Annotated in this window: 22 protein-coding genes and 1 tRNA gene; 11 read left to right on the top strand and 12 right to left on the bottom strand. The window is 62.2% G+C overall.

Features of this window, described 5'->3' with window-relative positions; all coding sequences use genetic code 11:
* From APH30_RS19055 to APH30_RS19085, 7 genes are all read right to left on the bottom strand, one after another.
* Nucleotides 1–1,009: FAD-dependent oxidoreductase (locus tag APH30_RS19055; protein ID WP_177333757.1), on the bottom strand; the 1,009-nt coding region annotated here is incomplete at its 3' end.
* A gap of 127 nt (nucleotides 1,010–1,136) precedes the next feature.
* A complete protein-coding gene (ahpC, locus tag APH30_RS19060) occupies nucleotides 1,137–1,700 on the bottom strand; it encodes an alkyl hydroperoxide reductase subunit C (RefSeq protein ID WP_004375926.1) in 564 nt (187 codons plus the stop codon).
* A 180-nt stretch (nucleotides 1,701–1,880) separates the two neighbouring features.
* Nucleotides 1,881–3,236: a glutathione-disulfide reductase gene (gene gorA, locus APH30_RS19065; protein WP_009683181.1), complete on the bottom strand. Its 1,356-nt coding sequence runs from the start codon at nucleotides 3,234–3,236 to the stop codon at nucleotides 1,881–1,883.
* 189 nt (nucleotides 3,237–3,425) lie between these two features.
* Complete coding sequence (galU, locus tag APH30_RS19070) at nucleotides 3,426–4,265, bottom strand: UTP--glucose-1-phosphate uridylyltransferase GalU (protein ID WP_009683182.1); 840 nt, start codon at nucleotides 4,263–4,265, stop codon at nucleotides 3,426–3,428.
* Nucleotides 4,266–4,537: 272 nt separating this feature from the next.
* The gene (locus tag APH30_RS19075) at nucleotides 4,538–5,452 is read right to left on the bottom strand and encodes a c-type cytochrome (protein ID WP_054913446.1); all 915 of its coding nucleotides are present in this window, start codon (nucleotides 5,450–5,452) and stop codon (nucleotides 4,538–4,540) included.
* A complete protein-coding gene (locus tag APH30_RS19080) occupies nucleotides 5,449–6,099 on the bottom strand; it encodes a cytochrome c (RefSeq protein ID WP_054913447.1) in 651 nt (216 codons plus the stop codon). The genes APH30_RS19075 and APH30_RS19080 overlap by 4 nt, the downstream gene beginning before the upstream one ends.
* Nucleotides 6,100–6,244: 145 nt before the next feature.
* The gene (locus tag APH30_RS19085; RefSeq protein WP_054913448.1) at nucleotides 6,245–6,604 is read right to left on the bottom strand and encodes a hypothetical protein; all 360 of its coding nucleotides are present in this window, start codon (nucleotides 6,602–6,604) and stop codon (nucleotides 6,245–6,247) included.
* Nucleotides 6,605–6,763: 159 nt separating this feature from the next.
* Between APH30_RS19085 and APH30_RS19090 the strand changes: the two genes are divergently transcribed.
* From APH30_RS19090 to csrA, 8 genes are all read left to right on the top strand, one after another.
* Nucleotides 6,764–7,066, top strand: coding sequence for a DUF1883 domain-containing protein (locus tag APH30_RS19090; RefSeq protein WP_003250918.1), 303 nt, complete (start codon nucleotides 6,764–6,766; stop codon nucleotides 7,064–7,066).
* A 7-nt stretch (nucleotides 7,067–7,073) separates the two neighbouring features.
* Nucleotides 7,074–7,244 (top strand): hypothetical protein, encoded by a 171-nt coding sequence (locus tag APH30_RS29155; protein WP_165944137.1) that lies wholly within the window; start codon nucleotides 7,074–7,076, stop codon nucleotides 7,242–7,244.
* Nucleotides 7,245–7,286: 42 nt separating this feature from the next.
* Entirely contained in the window at nucleotides 7,287–8,363 is a 1,077-nt protein-coding gene (locus tag APH30_RS19095) for a nitronate monooxygenase family protein (protein ID WP_054913449.1), read from the top strand.
* Between the two features lie 176 nt (nucleotides 8,364–8,539).
* Nucleotides 8,540–9,262: a molybdate ABC transporter substrate-binding protein gene (modA, locus tag APH30_RS19100; protein WP_238706637.1), complete on the top strand. Its 723-nt coding sequence runs from the start codon at nucleotides 8,540–8,542 to the stop codon at nucleotides 9,260–9,262.
* Complete coding sequence (gene modB, locus APH30_RS19105; RefSeq protein WP_009683192.1) at nucleotides 9,262–9,942, top strand: molybdate ABC transporter permease subunit; 681 nt, start codon at nucleotides 9,262–9,264, stop codon at nucleotides 9,940–9,942. Before modA ends, modB begins: the two co-directional genes overlap by 1 nt.
* Before the next feature lies 1 nt (nucleotide 9,943).
* The gene (modC, locus tag APH30_RS19110; protein WP_054913451.1) at nucleotides 9,944–11,035 is read left to right on the top strand and encodes a molybdenum ABC transporter ATP-binding protein; all 1,092 of its coding nucleotides are present in this window, start codon (nucleotides 9,944–9,946) and stop codon (nucleotides 11,033–11,035) included.
* A gap of 56 nt (nucleotides 11,036–11,091) precedes the next feature.
* Nucleotides 11,092–12,114, top strand: coding sequence for a DNA topoisomerase IB (locus APH30_RS19115; protein WP_054913452.1), 1,023 nt, complete (start codon nucleotides 11,092–11,094; stop codon nucleotides 12,112–12,114).
* 253 nt (nucleotides 12,115–12,367) lie between these two features.
* Nucleotides 12,368–12,565, top strand: coding sequence for a carbon storage regulator CsrA (gene csrA, locus APH30_RS19120; protein WP_009683195.1), 198 nt, complete (start codon nucleotides 12,368–12,370; stop codon nucleotides 12,563–12,565).
* A 42-nt stretch (nucleotides 12,566–12,607) separates the two neighbouring features.
* Here the strand turns inward: csrA and APH30_RS19125 are convergent, their stop codons facing one another.
* Genes APH30_RS19125 through APH30_RS19135 form a run of 3 tightly spaced genes read right to left on the bottom strand, consistent with a single transcriptional unit; the run spans nucleotide 12,608 to nucleotide 15,584 of the window.
* A complete protein-coding gene (locus APH30_RS19125; RefSeq protein WP_054913453.1) occupies nucleotides 12,608–12,961 on the bottom strand; it encodes a response regulator in 354 nt (117 codons plus the stop codon).
* An 11-nt stretch (nucleotides 12,962–12,972) separates the two neighbouring features.
* The gene (locus APH30_RS19130; protein WP_054913454.1) at nucleotides 12,973–14,418 is read right to left on the bottom strand and encodes an ATPase domain-containing protein; all 1,446 of its coding nucleotides are present in this window, start codon (nucleotides 14,416–14,418) and stop codon (nucleotides 12,973–12,975) included.
* Between the two features lie 5 nt (nucleotides 14,419–14,423).
* Nucleotides 14,424–15,584 carry a nitrogen regulation protein NR(II) gene (locus APH30_RS19135; RefSeq protein ID WP_054913455.1) on the bottom strand — a complete coding sequence of 387 codons (1,161 nt, stop codon included), beginning with the start codon at nucleotides 15,582–15,584 and terminating at the stop codon, nucleotides 14,424–14,426.
* A gap of 269 nt (nucleotides 15,585–15,853) precedes the next feature.
* Here APH30_RS19135 and APH30_RS19140 point away from each other — a divergent pair.
* Together APH30_RS19140 and APH30_RS19145 are read left to right on the top strand one after the other, a co-directional pair.
* A tRNA-Leu gene (locus tag APH30_RS19140) sits at nucleotides 15,854–15,938 on the top strand.
* 104 nt (nucleotides 15,939–16,042) lie between these two features.
* Complete coding sequence (locus APH30_RS19145; RefSeq protein ID WP_009681230.1) at nucleotides 16,043–16,456, top strand: DoxX family protein; 414 nt, start codon at nucleotides 16,043–16,045, stop codon at nucleotides 16,454–16,456.
* A gap of 1 nt (nucleotide 16,457) precedes the next feature.
* On the opposite strand, the gene APH30_RS19150 is transcribed toward APH30_RS19145, so the two are convergent.
* Nucleotides 16,458–16,661, bottom strand: a complete 204-nt coding sequence (locus APH30_RS19150; RefSeq protein ID WP_029886325.1) for a hypothetical protein — start codon at nucleotides 16,659–16,661, stop codon at nucleotides 16,458–16,460.
* A 130-nt stretch (nucleotides 16,662–16,791) separates the two neighbouring features.
* The gene (locus tag APH30_RS28850; RefSeq protein WP_156326566.1) at nucleotides 16,792–17,052 is read right to left on the bottom strand and encodes a hypothetical protein; all 261 of its coding nucleotides are present in this window, start codon (nucleotides 17,050–17,052) and stop codon (nucleotides 16,792–16,794) included.
* Between the two features lie 10 nt (nucleotides 17,053–17,062).
* Between APH30_RS28850 and APH30_RS19155 the strand changes: the two genes are divergently transcribed.
* Nucleotides 17,063–17,482 (top strand): alcohol dehydrogenase catalytic domain-containing protein (locus tag APH30_RS19155; RefSeq protein ID WP_156326568.1); only part of this gene is annotated, 420 nt, incomplete at its 3' end.

A 17,482-nucleotide genomic window follows, 5' to 3' on the forward strand; every position in this document is an offset into this window, starting at 1 on the left:
CACCCGGCACGTTCATTTCACGCCAGCGGGCACCGGTGGCCAGGATCACAGTCTTGGCCTTGAGCGATGCGCCGCCCGCCAGGCGCACTTCATGCAAGCCGCCGTCGGCGGCCGGAATCAGCGCTTCGCCGCGCTGCAGGTTCATGATGTCGACGTCGTACTGCTTGACGTGCTCTTCGAGTGCAGTCGCCAGTTTTGGCCCTTCGGTTTCCTGCACCGAGATGAAGTTCTCGATGGCCAGGGTGTCGAGTACCTGGCCACCGAAGCGCTCGGCAGCCACGCCGGTACGAATGCCCTTGCGCGCTGCATAGATGGCAGCCGCCGCGCCAGCCGGGCCACCGCCCACAACCAGCACATCGAAAGCGTCCTTGGCGTTGATCTTCTCGGCCTGGCGCGCACCGGCGCTGGTGTCGATCTTGCCGAGGATTTCCTCCAGGCCCATGCGCCCCTGGCCAAACAACTCACCGTTCAGGTAGATGCTCGGTACCGCCATGATCTTGCGCGCTTCCACTTCACCTTGGAACAGCGCGCCGTCGATGGCCACGTGGCGCACGTTGGGGTTGAGCACGGCCATCAGGTTCAAGGCCTGGACCACGTCCGGGCAGTTCTGGCACGACAGCGAGAAATAGGTTTCGAAGGTGAATTCGCCTTCCAATGCCTGGATCTGTTCGATCACTTCGGCACTGGCCTTGGAAGGGTGGCCGCCGACTTGCAGCAGTGCCAGCACCAGCGAGGTGAATTCGTGGCCCATGGGGATGCCGGCGAAGCGCAGGCTGATACCTTTGCCATCGGCGCCAGCACCCGGGCGGCTCAACGAGAACGATGGGCGACGCGCATCGGTGCCGTCCGCGCTGAGGGTAATGAGTGTGGACAAGCTGGCGATCTCCACCAGCAGGTCATGCAATTCACGGGACTTCGCGCCGTCGTCGAGGGAGGCAACGATCTCGATCGGCTGGGTGACCCGCTCCAGGTAGGTTTTCAGTTGCGATTTAAGCGTGGCGTCCAACATACGGGCGATTCCTTCTTCAATACTCGGATACAAAAACGCCCAGGCGAGGTCGCCCGGGCGTTTGACGGGGCGGGAGCTTGTTCAGCTTTGGCGGCTGCCTACCGCCCGCGTTGTTGCGCGCATGGCCTTAGATCTTGCCGACCAGGTCCAGCGATGGCGCCAGGGTGGCTTCGCCTTCTTTCCACTTGGCCGGGCAAACTTCGCCTGGGTGGGCAGCAACGTACTGGGCAGCTTTCACTTTGCGCAGCAGTTCAGCTGCATCGCGGCCTACACCACCGTCGTTCAGTTCCACGATCTTGATCTGGCCTTCCGGGTTGATCACGAAGGTACCGCGATCGGCCAGGCCAGCTTCTTCGATCAGCACGTCGAAGTTGCGCGAGATGACGTGGGTTGGGTCACCGATCAGCGGGTACTGGATCTTGCCGATGGTGTCCGACGTGTCGTGCCAGGCTTTGTGGGTGAAGTGGGTGTCGGTGGACACGCCGTAGATTTCCACGCCCAGCTTCTGGAACTCGGCGTAATTGTCGGCGAGGTCACCCAGCTCGGTCGGGCAAACGAAGGTGAAGTCGGCCGGGTAGAAGAACACGACGGACCACTTGCCTTTCAGGTCGGCTTCGCTGACCTGCACGAACTCGCCTTTGTGGTAGGCGGTAGCGTTGAACGGTTTGACCTGGCTGTTGATGATTGGCATGAGAGACGCTCCTTCATGGGGTTGGAATCAGTTGATGGATAGAATCCTAACTAATCATCCCGCTGAAGGCTCATTGGCAAAGCTCATGCTCGTGATTGGTTTTGGCTATAGTCAGAGGTACTTGATAGAAGACTCGGTTGTAGGAGCGGGCTGCCCCGCCCCTTCGACGTAACGCATAGATCAACGGCTAGCCGTACGCAGGGTGACGAACTCTTCGGCGGCCGTCGGGTGCACGCCGATGGTTTCGTCGAATTGCTGCTTGGTGGCACCGGCCTTCAGGGCAATACCCAGGCCCTGGATGATCTCGCCGGCATCAGGGCCGACCATATGGCAGCCCAGCACCTTGTCGGTGTCGGCATCGACCACCAGCTTCATCAGGGTCTTTTCCTGGATGTCGGTCAGGGTCAGTTTCATGGCGCGGAAGCGGCTTTCGAATATCTGCACCTTGTGCCCTGCCGCCAGCGCCTGTTCTTCCGTCAGCCCCACGGTACCGATTGGCGGCTGGCTGAACACGGCTGTGGGGATGTTCTGGTAGTCCACCGGGCGGTACTGCTCGGGCTTGAACAGGCGCCGTGCCACCGCCATGCCTTCGGCCAGCGCCACCGGGGTCAGTTGCACCCGGCCAATCACGTCACCAATGGCCAGGATCGACGGCGCGGTCGTCTGGTATTGTTCATCGACCCGGATATAGCCACGCTCGTCCAGCTCGACGCCGGTGTTTTCCAGGCCCAGGTTGTCCAGCATCGGGCGTCGGCCGGTGGCATAGAACACGCAGTCGGCCTGCAACTCGCGGCCATCCTTGAGCGTGGCCTTCAGGCTACCGTCTTCAAGCTTGTCGATGCGCTGGATATCGGCATTGAACTGCAGGTCGAGGCCGCGTTTTTCCAGCTCTTCCTTCAGGTGGGTACGTACCGAACCATCGAAACCCCGCAGGAAGAGGTCGCCACGGTACAGCAACGAAGTAGCCGCCCCCAGGCCCTGGAAGATACCGGCGAACTCGACCGCGATGTAGCCACCGCCGACCACCAGCACCCGGCGTGGCAGGCTCTTGAGGTAGAAGGCTTCGTTGGAGGTGATTGCCAGTTCCTTGCCTGGAATGTCCGGCACCTGCGGCCAGCCGCCGGTGGCGATCAGGATGTGCCTGGCACTGTAGCGTTGGCCCTCCACTTCCACTTCATTGGCCCCGGTCAGGCGCGCGTGCCCCTGCAGCAGGGTCACCCCGCTGTTCACCAGCAGGTTACGGTAGATGCCGTTCAGGCGCTCGATCTCACGGTTCTTGTTGGCAATCAGGGTGCCCCAGTCGAAGTGCCCTTCTTCCAGGGACCAGCCGTAACCGGCAGCCTGTTCCAGTTCATCGGCGACATGCGCACCGTAGACCAGCAGCTTTTTCGGCACGCAGCCGACGTTGACACAGGTGCCGCCCAGGTAACGGCTTTCAGCCACTGCCACTTTTGCACCAAAACCAGCGGCGAAGCGCGCAGCGCGCACCCCGCCGGAGCCGGCGCCAATCACGAACAGATCAAAATCGTAGGCCATGTGTTCTCTCTCCTAGCAGGCGACCAGCATAACGCACTGAGGCCGCTTTGCAGCCCTTCGTGGCAGACCCGCCCCCAATCAGGTTGGCGCACACCAGGGGCATGCGCGGTAACTGTAGGAGCGGGCCTGCCCGCGAAGGGCCGCGCGGCGGCCCCAGTCATCGCAATGTTGCTACAAGCAGCGGCTGTATCAGTAAGCCTTGCCAGTCTTGTAGTAGTTCTCGAAGCAGAAGTTGGTCGCGTCGATGTAGCCCTCGGCGCCACCGCAGTCGAAGCGCTTGCCCTTGAACTTGTAGGCGATCACACAGCCGTTCTGCGCCTGTTGCATCAGCGCGTCGGTGATCTGGATTTCGCCGCCCTTGCCTGGCTCGGTGTTCTTGATGATGTCGAAGATATCCGGCGTCAGGATGTAACGGCCAATGATCGCCAGGTTCGACGGCGCATCTTCCGGTGCAGGCTTCTCGACCATGTTGGTAACGCGGAAGATGTCGTCACGGATCATGTCACCGGCGATGACACCGTACTTGTTGGTTTCCTGAGGGTCGACTTCCTGGATGGCGATGATCGAGCAGCGGAACTGGTTGTACAGCTTGACCATCTGGGTCAGCACGCCGTCCCCTTCCGGGTTGACGCACAGGTCGTCCGCCAGCACCACTGCAAACGGCTCGTCGCCGATCAGCGGGCGCCCGGTGAGAATGGCATGGCCCAGGCCTTTCATTTCGGTCTGGCGGGTGTACGAGAACGAGCACTCGTCCAGCAGGCGGCGGATACCGACCAGGTATTTCTCCTTGTCGGTGCCCTTGATCTGGTTTTCCAGCTCGTAGCTGATGTCGAAGTGGTCTTCCAGGGCGCGCTTGCCGCGGCCGGTCACGATGGAGATTTCGCTCAGGCCGGCATCCAATGCCTCTTCAACGCCATACTGGATCAGTGGCTTGTTGACCACCGGCAGCATTTCCTTGGGCATGGCTTTGGTAGCAGGCAGGAAGCGCGTACCGTAGCCGGCTGCCGGGAACAAGCATTTCTTGATCATATACGTCCTTACAAAAGGCTAGGCCTGTGGAATTCGGCGCAGTCTAATCAGGCGGCAGAAACCTTACAATGCCTGACCTGCGGCCGACCGATGGGTAGATAGAGATAAGCAAGTGTAGATAGTTCCGAGGGATCGCAAATATCGCCATCAGACATGCAAGTGAAATGCCACAGCTCACGCATGCCTGTGGTGGCCTCCTGGCGAGCAAACCTTCTGCCACAACCACCGTTGCAGGCCAGGTTTACCCGCCAAGCGTTCGCTACAGGCACCCGTCAGCTACCGGTCCCCTGCCCGACCAGCACGCCATCGACCTTCTGCCCATACAGGTTCACGCCGTCATTGGCATGGAATTTCACCCGCGTCTTCTCGACAGAGCCTTCTACCAGGCGGGGATCCTGCGGCCGTTCATGCCGGTTGATCCATGCCGCAACATCCCAGGCCTGCTGGTCGCTCAGGCTGCCCGGCTTGCCCAGTGGCATGTTGTACTTGATGAAGGATGCCGCCGTGTTGATACGGTGCATACCGGCGCCCCAGTTGTAGCTGTCCTTGCCCCACAGCGGCGGCATCACATATTCGCCCGCCACTTTCTGCCCTTCACCGTTGTCACCATGGCAAATCGCGCATTGCTCGCGGTACACCTGCTGGCCACGCGTGAAGTCGTACCCGCCTGCAGGCTGCGCGACTTCCGGGTAACCGCGCCCGGCAATTTCGACGCCGGTCGGCGCCTTGGTCGACAGCCAGTACGCGTACACCGACAGCGCCGTCATCTGCGGGCTGTCCGCGGCCGGCGGCTTGCCATTCATGCTGAACTGGAAGCAGCCCTGGATGCGCTCGGCAAAGGTGTTGACCTTGTCGTTTTTCTTACGATAGGCGGGGTACATGGGGTACGCGCCCCACAGTGGCGCCGAATGGGCCATACGCCCCTGGTCGAGGTGGCAGTTGCTGCAGTTCATGCCGTTGCCCACCGCCTCGGGCATCAGCCGGCGGGTATCGACGAACAAGGCATGGCCTTCACGCACCATCTTGCCGAAGGCATTGTTTGGCAGTTCGCCTTCCGCCGGGGGCGTGAATTGCGGCGCGGTCTGCTTGCCTGGGACCTTAAGCTGCGACTGGTCTTCCATGGCAATAGGCGCGGCTTGGGCACTGCCCAGAGCGAGCAGCAACAGAGCGGGGATCAGCGGTTTCATGGTTTGACCTCCTGGCTGGCGGGGCGGGCGAAGAACTCGGCAACAGCCTTGATCTCGTCATCGGTCATGGCCTTGGCCACGCCGACCATCAGCTGGTTCGGGTCATTGCTGCGGCTGCCGTCGCGCCAGGCATTGAGCTGCGCCACCAGGTAACTGGCAGGTTGCCCGGCCAAAGGCGGGAAGTGTTCGCCAACGCCACCGCCACCCGGACCGTGGCATTGCACGCAACCAGGGATATGCCGGTTCCAGTCGCCGTACAGGGCCAGGCGAGTGGTAGGGTCACCGGCAATCTGCTGGCGGCGCCCATCGACGACCTCGACTGCCGGCAGGCTGGCCAGGTAGCTGCTGACGGCGGTGATTTCCTCTTCGCTCAGGGCCTTGGCCAACGGCTCCATCACCGCCTGCTTGCGGCTGCCACTGCGCCAATCATGCAATTGCTTGCTGAGGTAAGCAGCCGGCAGGCCGGCCAGCCGCGGAAAGCCCGCCGCAGCGATGCCCTTGGCGTCCGGGCCATGGCAACCCAGGCAGGCCAGGGCGGCGGGGTTGGCCCCGCCCTGGGTGAAAATTTTCTGGCCATCGGCGGCATGCGCCCCGGGCCAGGCCAGGATCAGCAGGCTGCCGATCACGACGCGACTCAACGGTGTCATCACGAATCTCCATTTCTTTTGTTATAAGCTTAGGCTTAAAAAACATAAGCAAATGGATACTAGCCCCGTCGGGGAAATCGCAACAACGTCAGGCCGGACGATCTGATGGCCAATAGCCCATTAACCGCCCTTTACTTGCCTCAGATCAACTCCCCGAGATGCAGTGGGTAGCTGCCGTGCGCACATCGCCCAGGCGCAGCGGGAAGTTGCTCAGCCGCTCATGCAGCTTGATGCTGCTGCCGCCGCCACGCTCATCGATATCCAGCAGGGCGGCCGGGCCAGCACCTGCTGTCAGCTTCTGCGGCACCGTCAGGCGCAGGCCGTCACCGCGCCGCTCTTCCACCAGTGGGTCACGGCTGTCGGCAAGCTGCGCCTTGACGCAATCGGCATACTCGCGGGGCGTCTTGCCAGAAATCACATCCAGGGTCGCATGCGATTGCTCCAGCTCGGAAACACTGACACAGCCACCCAGTGCCAGTGTCAACGCGGCCACCATCCACTTCATTTGTCATACCTCAACTTGTACGAACCCCGTTCGACCACCGTCAGGCAGTTTTGCTCCGTGCTTTGGCAGAATTATCCAAGCCCGGCGAACAGCGCGGCAGTATAACGGCACATCGTGGTATCTTTTGCCTTTGCTGAACCAAACCTTGCGGAGCATCACATGAAATTCGTACACCAGCGCGAGCACCTCAATGAGGACGACATCGTCGTCATTGAGTGTTCCCAGCGCTGCAATATCCGCCTGATGAACGACGCCAACTTCCGCAGCTTCAAGAACGGCGGCCGTCATACCTACCACGGCGGCCACTTCGAGAAGTTTCCGGCGAAGATCACCGTGCCCAGCACCGGGTTCTGGAATATCACCATCGATACTGTGACCACCCGCCCGATCTCGGTTACCCGCAAGCCCACCCTCACCCACAAGATCAAGATCATCCGTCGCTCGTCGTCGAAACTCAGATAAGGCCACCATGACCCAGACCATCAAGTACGTGATCAAATACAAACTCGACGGCCAGCGTCGCTGGGACTTCGCGCTGATGCCCGACGCCTCGCAGGCGCAAGCCCTCGAAGCCTTGCGCAAAATCCATGGTGAAGACGCCGACAAGATCAGCGACATTCAGGTCAGCAAGGCCCTGTAGTACTAGCCGCCGCACCGTTCGCCCAGCGCAAGGAGACCTCGCATGCGCCACTGGCCCGACCGCCGCATCCTCGACCTGCTGGGCATCGAGTTGCCCATTCTGCAGGCCCCCATGGCGGGGGCAACCGGCTCGGCCATGGCCATTGCGGTGGGCTCGGCCGGCGGCCTGGGCGCCCTGCCCTGCGCCATGCTCAACGGTGAGCAGGTGCGCGCCGAAATTGCTGCATTCCGCGCCGGCTGCCCGGGGCGCCCATTGAACCTGAACTTTTTCTGCCACCAGCCACCCGCGCCCGACGCCGAGCGCGACGCGCGCTGGAAGCAGGCGCTCGCCCCCTACTACAGCGAAGTGGGGGCGGATTTCGCGGCGCCCACCCCGATCTCGAACCGTGCGCCTTTCGATGAGGCGAGTTGCCAACTGGTCGAACAACTGCGGCCGGAAGTGGTGAGCTTCCACTTTGGCTTGCCCCAGGCCGACCTGCTGCAACGGGTACAGGCCAGCGGTGCCAAGGTGCTCTGCACCGCCACTACCGTGCAAGAGGCCGTCTGGCTGGAGCGCAACGGCTGTGACGCCATCATCGCCATGGGTTATGAAGCCGGCGGCCATCGCGGCATGTTTCTCAGCGACGCCATCACCAGCCAGATCGGCACCTTTGCCCTGGTACCGCAGGTGGCCGACGCGGTCCGCGTGCCGGTCATCGCCGCCGGTGGCATCGCTGACGATCGCGGCCTGGTGGCGGCCTTGGCCCTGGGCGCATCTGCCGTGCAGATCGGCACGGCGTACCTGTTCTGCCCCGAGGCCAAGGTTTCGCCAGCACATCGGCAGGCGCTGGACAGTGCGCCTGCCAGTGACACGGCGCTGACCAACCTGTTTACCGGCCGCCCGGCCCGCGGCATCAACAACCGTATCATGCGCGAGCTGGGGCCGATGAGCGCGCTGGCACCAGCGTTTCCGCTGGCGGGCGGGGCATTGATGCCGTTAAGGGCAATCACCGAGCCGCAGGGCAACAGCGACTTCAGCAACTTGTGGTCAGGGCAGGCGTTGCGGTTGGGGCGGCCTATGCCGGCCGAGGCGCTGACCCGGGAGATCGCGGCCAAGGCACTGGCCAGGGTTGCCAGGTAGCCCGCGCCTGCGCGGCCTGCGGCAACCTTTCGTTAGCCCGCAATCACACCATCCTTGCGAATGCACCCAGCAGCCCTTCCCGGCAACTGGCCTATCGCTATATAGTTGTGAATATAACGATACCCCAAGGAGCTGCCTGCATGCGTATCCGCCCGTCTCACCTGGCCTTCACTGCCATGGCCAGTCTGTTTGCCTTCAACACCGCCTGGGCCGACGAGGTTCAAGTGGCCGTCGCGGCGAACTTCACGGCGCCCATCCAGGCCATTGCCAAGGACTTCGAACACGACACTGGCCATACACTGGTCGCGGCTTACGGCGCCACGGGGCAGTTTTACGCCCAGATAAAGAACGGCGCGCCCTTCGAGGTGTTCCTTGCCGCCGATGACACAACCCCGAAAAAGCTCGAGGAAGAAAAGCAGATCGTCCCCGGTTCGCGCTTCACCTACGCCATCGGCACCCTGGCGCTGTGGTCGGCGAAAGAAGGCTACGTCGACGCCAAGGGCGAGGTGCTGAAACAAAACGCATTCAGCCACCTGGCCATCGCCAACCCCAAGGCCGCGCCATACGGCCTGGCCGCCACCCAGGTACTGGACAAACTGCAGCTTACCGCGGCCACCAAAGGCAAGATCGTCGAAGGCCAGAACATCACCCAGGCTTTCCAGTTCGTCTCCACCGGCAATGCCGAACTGGGTTTTGTCGCGCTGTCACAAATCTTCAAGGACGGTAAAGTGACCCAAGGCTCGGCCTGGATCGTACCGGCCAACCTGCACGACCCGATCCGCCAGGACGCCGTACTGCTCGACAAAGGCAAGGACAATGCTGCCGCCAAGGCCCTGATCGAATACCTGAAGGGGCCAAAGGCCGCCGCCCTGATCAAGTCCTACGGTTATGAAATCTGATGCCGCTGGATGCCAGTGACCTGGGTGCCATCTGGCTGACCGTCAAACTGGCCAGCCTGACCACGGTGATCCTGCTGATCATCGGCACGCCGGTCGCCTGGTGGCTGGCACGCACGCGCTCCTGGCTACGCGGGCCGGTGGGCGCGGTGGTGGCGCTGCCGCTGGTGCTGCCACCGACCGTCATCGGCTTCTACCTGCTGATCGCCCTCGGCCCCCACGGCTGGCTCGGCCAGGCCACCCAGGCCATGGGCCTGGGCACCGTGGTGTTCAGCTTCACCGGCCTGGTCATTGGTTCGACCGTCTATTCCATGCCCTTCGTGGTCCAGCCGTTGCAGAACGCCTTTGCCGCCATCGGCCAGCGCCCGCTGGAGGTCGCGGCCACCTTGCGCGCCAGCCCGTGGGACTGTTTCCTCCATGTGGTGCTGCCGCTGGCGCGCCCCGGTTTCGTCACCGCCAGCATTCTCGGTTTCGCCCACACCGTGGGTGAATTCGGTGTGGTGCTGATGATCGGTGGCAACATCCCCGACAAGACGCGCGTGGTTTCGGTACAGATCTTCGATCACGTCGAGGCCATGGAATATTCACAAGCACATTGGCTGGCCGGCGCCATGCTGGTGTTCTCGTTCCTGGTGCTGCTGTTGCTGTACACCGGGCGCCGCAGTAAAGCCGGCTGGAGCTGATATGACTGCATCGATAGTGGCGCGCCTGAACCTGCCACGTGACGACTTTACCCTGGACGTAGACCTGCGCCTGCCCGGCCGCGGCATCAGCGCCCTGTTCGGCCAGTCCGGCTCTGGCAAGACCACTTGCCTGCGCTGCCTGGCGGGGCTGGAGCGGGCTGCCAACGCCTATGTCGAGGTCAACGGCGAGGTCTGGCAGGACAGCAGCCGTGGTTATTTCCGCCCTCCCCACCTACGCCCGGTGGGCTACGTATTCCAGGAGGCCAGCCTGTTCCCGCACCTGTCGGTGCGCGCCAACCTGGAATTCGGCTGGCGCCGCCTGGCGGCCGCCGAACGCAAAGTCAGCCTGAGCCAGGCCAGCGAGCTGTTGGGTATCGGCCATTTGCTGGATCGCCGCCCCGCGACCCTGTCGGGTGGTGAGGCGCAGCGGGTTGGCATCGCTCGCGCCCTGCTCAGCAGCCCGCAGCTGCTATTGATGGATGAGCCGCTGGCCGCCCTCGACGGCCCACGCAAGCGCGAGATACTGCCGTACCTGGAACGCCTGCACGGTGAGCTGGACATCCCGCTGGTGTATGTCAGCCACGCACAAGATGAGGTGGCACGCCTGGCCGACCACCTGGTGCTGCTGGAACACGGCCGAGCCGTGGCCAGCGGCCCCATTGGCGAAACCCTTGCCCGCCTCGACCTGTCGCTGGCCCAGGACGACGACGCCGGCGTGGTGTTCGAAGGCCGGGTGGTGGGGAACGACCCGCACTATGACCTGCTCGACCTGCGCCTGCCCGGCGAACATGGGCCGTTGCTACGTATCGCCCATGCTGCCCAGGCCATGGGCACCACCTTGCGGGTCAAAGTGCAGGCGCGTGACGTAAGCCTGGCACTGACAGCTGACAGCACCTCGAGCATCCTCAACCGTTTGCCGGTACAGGTGCGCGAAACCCGCCCCGCGGCCAACCCGGCGCATGTACTGGTCAGCCTGGACGCTGGCGGCAACCTGCTGCTCGCGCGCATTACCCGGTTTTCGGCAGAGCAGCTCGCCCTGCACGCAGGGCAGGTCGTGTACGCCCAGATCAAATCGGTGGCGCTACTGGGCTGAGCATACCTGACACGCGTGTTGTCCATTGATCAGTGATCTGATCGAGGCCAAACACCATGCTCGACTGCCCTCTGCCGCGCAGTTTGCACTATGTCGAAGACAGCCAGCCAGGCCTGACCCGGCGCCGTTGGCGCGACCGCTTCATCTACCTGGACGCCGATGGCGAACGGGTCCGCGACAAGGACACCCTGGCGCGCATTGCCGCCCTGGTGATCCCACCGGCCTACACCGACGTGTGGATCTGTGCCGACCCCCAGGGCCACCTGCAGGCCACCGGCCGTGATGCGCGTGGCCGCAAGCAGTACCGCTACCATGTGCAATGGCGCGAACTGCGCGACCAGCATAAGTACGGCCGCATGCTGGCCTTCGCCCAGGTTTTGCCGAAACTGCGCGCACAACTGGAAACCTACCTGGCACGCCCAGGGCTGGACCGGGAAAAGGTCATGGCACTGGTGGTGAGCCTGCTGGACCACACGCTGATCCGCATTGGCAACCAGCGCTACCTGCGCGACAACCAGTCGTACGGCCTGACCACCCTGCGCAACCGCCACGTAGAAGTCAAAGGCAGCAGCATTCGCTTCCAGTTCCGCGGCAAGCGCGGTGTCGAGCACAACGTCACCCTCAATGACCGGCGCCTGGCCAACCTGCTCAAGCGCTGCATGGAACTGCCCGGGCAGGCACTGTTCCAGTACCTGGATGCCGACGGCCAGCGCCATAGCGTCGGCTCGGCCGAGGTCAACCAGTTCCTGCAGCAACTCACAGGTGCCGACTTCACCGCCAAGGACTACCGCACCTGGGCTGGCAGCAGCCTGGCGCTGGACCTGCTCAGGCCTTTGGCCTGGGAACCGGAGGCCGAGGCCAAACGCCAGGTGGCCGCCATCGTTCGCCAGGTGGCCACGCGCCTGGGCAATACCCCGGCGGTCTGCCGCCGCTGCTACATACACCCCGCCGTACTCGAACACTACGCCCTGGGCCGCCTGGCGGATTTGCCAAAGCACCGCATACGCAAAGGCCTGGACCCTGAAGAGGTAGCTTTGCTGGTATTTCTTCAAGCCCTAGAGGAACAGGACGGTCATTAAGCCTGTCTATTTAATCCATGATGCGAAGAAATTTCCCATTGGCCGCCAACGGCCCTATTCTTGCCACCGAGCACCTTGGCCGACAAATCGCTGACGGTTTGCTTTGGCACCTGCAAGTGAAGGTACGCAACAGAATTTTTCTGTCGGGGAATTACTATCCGCCGAAAGCGTCTTTAATGAGAAGGAACAGGGACCCGCTCCCGCCGCCGCGGCAGTTAGCCATGCGGACTTTATTATCACCAAGGAGAACTACATGCTGATACTCACCCGTAAGGTTGGCGAAAGTATCGTCATCAATGATGACATCAAAGTCACCATTCTGGGCGTCAAAGGGATGCAGGTGAGGATCGGTATCGATGCACCGAAAGATGTACAGGTCCATCGGGAAGAGATCTTCAAGCGCATCCAGGCAGGCAGCCCAGCCCCGGAAAAGCACGACGATTCACAGTGAATCCCGGCTGACCAAGCGCATGGATGCGCTCGGCCGCAGGCTTCACGTTGCCAGTAGCTGACGCACCTTCGCAATCATCTTGTCCATGTCGAATGGCTTGTCGAAAATAGCGTCGACCAGGGTAGGACAGACCTGGTTGGCCTGTGCGCCACTCATGAGAATGACTGGTACCTCGCGCAGCGCCGAGCAGTCACGCATGGCGCGCACCAGCTCCTCGCCATTGAGCACCGGCATCATGTAGTCGGTGATCACCAACTGCACGCTCTCGGCCCCAAGCATTTCCAGCGCCTTCTTGCCGTTGATGGCCTTTTTCACCTCGTAACCTTCATCCTCCAGGGCGAAGCCCAGGATATCGGCGATCAGGTATTCGTCATCGACGATCAGAATGGTGTTCATTGCCCCGCCTGTCACCCGCCGTCCTGCGGCACCGGCGTACCCGAAAGCACCCCGCTGTTGCCGGCGAATGCCTTGTGTAGCGTTATGCCCTGGGGCCCGATCAGCAGCTCGTGCAAGGCCGGGTCATGGTGGCTGTCACGCACCTTGAGGATCGACAGCATACGCCGCAGCTGCGAGTCCAGTTCCACAAAGCGCATCAGCATCAGGTTGTCGACGATGCTCGACAGGTCCGGCGCCGGTGCGCTGATCTCGGCGCCGAAAATATCGCGCATTTCCCAGGTCAGCATCACGCTGACGCCGCGCGCGCGCAGCTCACCGGTCAACGCGCGAAAGAACGCATTGAGGCGGGCCGGGTCGCTGGCCAGGCGGCTGAATGCCCCCAGGCTGTCGATCACCACGCGCTTGCTGCCCAGTGTGGCGACCCGCTCCAGCAGCCGCGCGCCCACTTGGTCGAGCAACCCCTCTGTGGTGGGTTGCCAACACAATTGCAAACTGCCGCTTTGCTCCATCGCGGCAAAGTCGTACCCCAGCGATGCGGCCTTGCTGCGCAAGCGCTCGGGCGTTTCATAGAAGCCGAAATGCAAGCCTGGCGCTTGCGCGGTACTGGCGCCAAGAAATGCCAGGCACAACGAGCTCTTGCCAATACCGGACGGGCCGATCAACAAGCTGACCGAACCGTTCGCCAGCCCGCCGCCGAGCATTTCATCGAACGTGGGTACCCCGCTGGTGACGCGCCCCACATTGCCGCCGGCGACCTGGCTGGGTTGGCTGAACAGCGCTTCCAGGCGCGGAAACACGTGCATGCCGGCTTCGTCGATCAGGCACTCGTGGCGCCCCGACAACGCCCCACTGCCGCGGGTTTTGCGTAACTGGACATGGCGCACGGCACGGCTGCCCAGTAACTGCTCACCCAGCTCGATGACCCCATCGACCATGGTGTGCTCAGGGCTCCCCTCCTCCAGCCGGGCGCTGGTCAGCAGCAACACGGTACAACCCGCGAACGCCGCGTGGCCTTGCAGTTCGGAGACGAACTTCTTGGTGTCGAGCGTGGTGTGTGCACGGGCGCGGGCATTGAGCACGCCGTCGACGATCAGCAGGCTGGCCTTTTGCCGGGTGATTTCCTGGCGCAGCAAGCGCACCACAGCCTCCAGCCCTTCCTGCTCCAGGGTGTCGAAAGCGCTGACGAACTGGATCTGGTCACCAATCAACCCCGGGTCGAAGAACGCGAGCGTCGACAGGTACTGGAACAAGCGTTCATGTGACTCGCTGAGCAAGGTAGCCACCAGCACCCGACCACCGTCACGCACGTGGTTATGGGCCAGCTGGTTGGCAAGAATGGTCTTGCCGGCACCCGGTGGCCCTTGAACGATGTAGGAGGCGCCAGCCACCAGGCCACCCCTGAGCAACGCATCGAGCCCGTCGATGCCCGTTATCAGCCGCCTGAGTGCCTGTGCCATGTTGTCTACCTGTCGAGTGGGCTGAGTGCCTGATTCTGATACATTGGCAGATAAAGTTGCATGCAAGTTCCACGACCCGGCGCGCTATCGACACAAATAGCGCCACCGCTCTGCCTGGCGAAGCCGTACACCTGGCTAAGGCCCAGGCCAGTACCCTTGCCAAAGGGCTTGGTGGTGAAAAATGGCTCGAAGATGCGTGGCAGCACTTCGGGCGCGATACCCTCGCCACTGTCCTCCACCCCAAAGCACACAAAGCGGCCGTGCAGCCCTTCTACCTCGCCGGCCAACTCGACCAGCTCCACCCTCAGGTCGATATGGCCATTGCCGGTGATGGCGTCGCGGGCATTGAACAACAGGTTGAGCAAGACCATTTGCAACTGCCCGGCATCGACTTCGATCAGCGGCAGGTCCGGTTGCAGCACCACCGCCAGCGTGATCGCACTGGGTAACGCATGCTCCAGCAGGCCACGGGTGGCGGCAACCAGGGCAGCCGGTGCAACACTGGCCACATCGAGCTGGCGGTGGCGGGCGAAGCTGAGCAATTGCTGAGTCAGCTCGGTGCCGCGCTGCCCGGCATCGATGATGTGCTGCAGCATGCGCTGCGCCCGCACCGGGTCTTGGGTAGTCTGCGCCAGGCGTGCCGAGCTGAGAATGATGGTCAGCATGTTGTTGAAGTCGTGCGCCAGGCCACCGGTCAACTGGCCAAGCGCCTCAAGCTTCTGCGCCTGGAACAGCTGGGCGCGCATGGCATCCAGTTGCATGGCAGACTCACGACGGTCGGTAATGTCACGGGTGACCTTGGCAAGGCCGACGATCTGGCCGTCTTCGTCGCGAATCACATCCAGTGCGGCCAACGCCCAGAACTGCGTGCCATCCTTGCGTACCCGCCAGCCTTCATCCTGTGCCACACCCTGCTCGAGCGCCTGGCGCAGCAGGCACTCAGGGCGGCCGTCAGCGCAGTCCTGCGGGGTAAAAAACAGCGAAAAGTGCCGGCCGACCACTTCGTCGGCGCGGTAACCCTTGATCCGTTGCGCGCCTGCATTCCACGACACCACATGCCCAGAAGGGTCGAGCATGTAGATGGCATAGTCCACCACCGACTGAACCAGCTGTTCATAACGGTGGGCGGGCATGTCGGGGTGGTCGATGCTATCAGCTGAAACCATGCATACTCCACTGGCACAGCAGGAAGGACAAAATGAACGTAACCCGGTGTGCCCAGCCTTGAGCCATCCCTTGACACTCTTGAATCCAACCAATCGGTAACAGTGGCTTAATGACTGCAACGTGTCAATTGCCCATTACAACTGCCCTCTCATCTGTAGATCATAGGTGCTGCGGTTGACTCAACTATAACAATGGGTTATAAAGCGCGCTTGATTGCAAAGCCCTTCTGCTTAGAAGCGAGCCGGTCGTTCACGACCCCTTCAAGCGTGCGAGTGTGGTGGAATTGGTATACACAGCAGACTTAAAATCTGTCGGCGTGAGCCTTGCGGGTTCGAGTCCCGCCACTCGCACCAAATTCCCCTGAAAAGGCGCCTGCATGGCGCCTTTTTAGCGTCTGGCAGCAATGTTTTGCGCAGCTGCTAAAGTGGAGCATACATTCGTCCACTGGAACGCCGCCATGCGCTACTCCCTATTCGATGGTCAACGCGACATCATCATCCTGCTTGCCCGCGTGCTGTTGATGATCCTGTTCGTCTTGTCAGGCTGGGCCAAGCTGACCGGTTTCGACGGGACCGTCGCCTATATGACCTCCCTGGGTGCCCCCGCCCCGATGCTGGCGGCGGCAATTGCGGTACTGATGGAGTTCGTGGTCGCCATCCTGCTGATCGTTGGCTTCTATACCCGGCCACTGGCAGCGCTGTTCGCGCTGTTCGTGCTGGGCACCGCGCTGATCGGCCACCCTTTCTGGAACATGGTCGACCCCGAACGCAGTGCCAACATGACCCAGTTCCTGAAGAACATGGCCATTATGGGTGGCCTGCTGCTATTGGCCGTGAGCGGCCCTGGGCGCTTCTCCGTAGACGGGCGCTGAGTCAGTCGTCGCAGTCATCGAACCACGCCGGGTGCTCGAGCCGCTCTTCATCAAGGTCATCGAAGTCACCCGGCGTTTCGTCTTCCTCCAGCTCATCTTCGGCGCCCTGGGCGTCCGCCTCGTGTTCCACGTCGTCGCCATAGAGGAATTCGTGATCGAGCAGATGATCGTGCTCCGGCTCGTGAAGGTCGTCTTGGTCGCGCATGCTGGCTCCTGAAGTGTTGGCAGGCCTGTATAGGCCGATCGAGGTGCCGGGTCAATGGGGGCTATTAATGCACCGTTAATGCCACCAGCCCAATCTGCAGGCTCTCCCTTCAAACGTTGCTTGCCCGCCTTCATGGCGGGCTTTTTTCTCGGTGCGCCAATGACTCCGCCCCAAATGACAGGCTGATCACCTGCGCTTCACGAAATACCGACATCTGCTTGCGCACACTGACCCCGCTCCGTACGTTCTTGCAGCCCGCCGCACATTTGCCGCGGGCTTTTCTTTGTTCGACAGCCTGTGGCTGCTCACCCTCATGATCTGGAGCAGTTTTCCCCTCGCGCGCAAGGTCTATGCTGATCCGGCCATCACTCAAGCTCATTCGGATAGACACGGAGGCTCCTATGAAAGCTGCTGTTGTTGCGCCAGGCCGTCGCGTGGACGTTGTCGAGAAAACCCTGCGCCCACTGGAACACGGCGAAGCGCTGCTGAAGATGCAATGCTGCGGGGTATGCCATACCGACCTGCATGTCAAAAATGGCGACTTCGGTGACAAGACCGGTGTCGTGCTGGGTCACGAAGGCATTGGAGTGGTTCAGGAGGTAGGCCCCGGTGTCACTTCGCTCAAGCCCGGCGACCGCGCCAGCGTTGCCTGGTTTTACCAGGGCTGTGGGCACTGCGAATACTGCACCAGTGGCAACGAAACACTGTGCCGCGAAGTGAAGAATTCCGGCTACACCGTCGACGGCGGCATGGCCGAGGCCTGTATCGTCAAGGCCGACTACTCGGTCAAGGTGCCTGATGGCCTCGACTCTGCAGCGGCC

Source organism: Pseudomonas sp. NBRC 111127 (assembly GCF_001320345.1).
In the GTDB taxonomy this organism is placed as follows: domain Bacteria; phylum Pseudomonadota; class Gammaproteobacteria; order Pseudomonadales; family Pseudomonadaceae; genus Aquipseudomonas; species Aquipseudomonas juntendi.

What these genes read in the sequence shown, in the direction of transcription:
- APH30_RS19150 (WP_029886325.1), bottom strand. Translation starts at nt 16,661, where the DNA reads ATGCGCGACCAAGACGACCTTCACGAGCCGGAGCACGATCATCTGCTC.
- gorA (WP_009683181.1), bottom strand. Translation starts at nt 3,236, where the DNA reads ATGGCCTACGATTTTGATCTGTTCGTGATTGGCGCCGGCTCCGGCGGG.
- APH30_RS19080 (WP_054913447.1), bottom strand. Translation starts at nt 6,099, where the DNA reads ATGACACCGTTGAGTCGCGTCGTGATCGGCAGCCTGCTGATCCTGGCC.
- APH30_RS29155 (WP_165944137.1), top strand. Translation starts at nt 7,074, where the DNA reads ATGACCCAGACCATCAAGTACGTGATCAAATACAAACTCGACGGCCAG.
- APH30_RS19115 (WP_054913452.1), top strand. Translation starts at nt 11,092, where the DNA reads ATGCTCGACTGCCCTCTGCCGCGCAGTTTGCACTATGTCGAAGACAGC.
- APH30_RS19095 (WP_054913449.1), top strand. Translation starts at nt 7,287, where the DNA reads ATGCGCCACTGGCCCGACCGCCGCATCCTCGACCTGCTGGGCATCGAG.
- modB (WP_009683192.1), top strand. Translation starts at nt 9,262, where the DNA reads ATGCCGCTGGATGCCAGTGACCTGGGTGCCATCTGGCTGACCGTCAAA.
- modC (WP_054913451.1), top strand. Translation starts at nt 9,944, where the DNA reads ATGACTGCATCGATAGTGGCGCGCCTGAACCTGCCACGTGACGACTTT.
- csrA (WP_009683195.1), top strand. Translation starts at nt 12,368, where the DNA reads ATGCTGATACTCACCCGTAAGGTTGGCGAAAGTATCGTCATCAATGAT.
- modA (WP_238706637.1), top strand. Translation starts at nt 8,540, where the DNA reads ATGGCCAGTCTGTTTGCCTTCAACACCGCCTGGGCCGACGAGGTTCAA.
- APH30_RS19090 (WP_003250918.1), top strand. Translation starts at nt 6,764, where the DNA reads ATGAAATTCGTACACCAGCGCGAGCACCTCAATGAGGACGACATCGTC.
- APH30_RS19085 (WP_054913448.1), bottom strand. Translation starts at nt 6,604, where the DNA reads ATGAAGTGGATGGTGGCCGCGTTGACACTGGCACTGGGTGGCTGTGTC.
- ahpC (WP_004375926.1), bottom strand. Translation starts at nt 1,700, where the DNA reads ATGCCAATCATCAACAGCCAGGTCAAACCGTTCAACGCTACCGCCTAC.
- APH30_RS19145 (WP_009681230.1), top strand. Translation starts at nt 16,043, where the DNA reads ATGCGCTACTCCCTATTCGATGGTCAACGCGACATCATCATCCTGCTT.
- APH30_RS19075 (WP_054913446.1), bottom strand. Translation starts at nt 5,452, where the DNA reads ATGAAACCGCTGATCCCCGCTCTGTTGCTGCTCGCTCTGGGCAGTGCC.
- APH30_RS19125 (WP_054913453.1), bottom strand. Translation starts at nt 12,961, where the DNA reads ATGAACACCATTCTGATCGTCGATGACGAATACCTGATCGCCGATATC.
- APH30_RS19135 (WP_054913455.1), bottom strand. Translation starts at nt 15,584, where the DNA reads ATGGTTTCAGCTGATAGCATCGACCACCCCGACATGCCCGCCCACCGT.
- APH30_RS19130 (WP_054913454.1), bottom strand. Translation starts at nt 14,418, where the DNA reads ATGGCACAGGCACTCAGGCGGCTGATAACGGGCATCGACGGGCTCGAT.
- galU (WP_009683182.1), bottom strand. Translation starts at nt 4,265, where the DNA reads ATGATCAAGAAATGCTTGTTCCCGGCAGCCGGCTACGGTACGCGCTTC.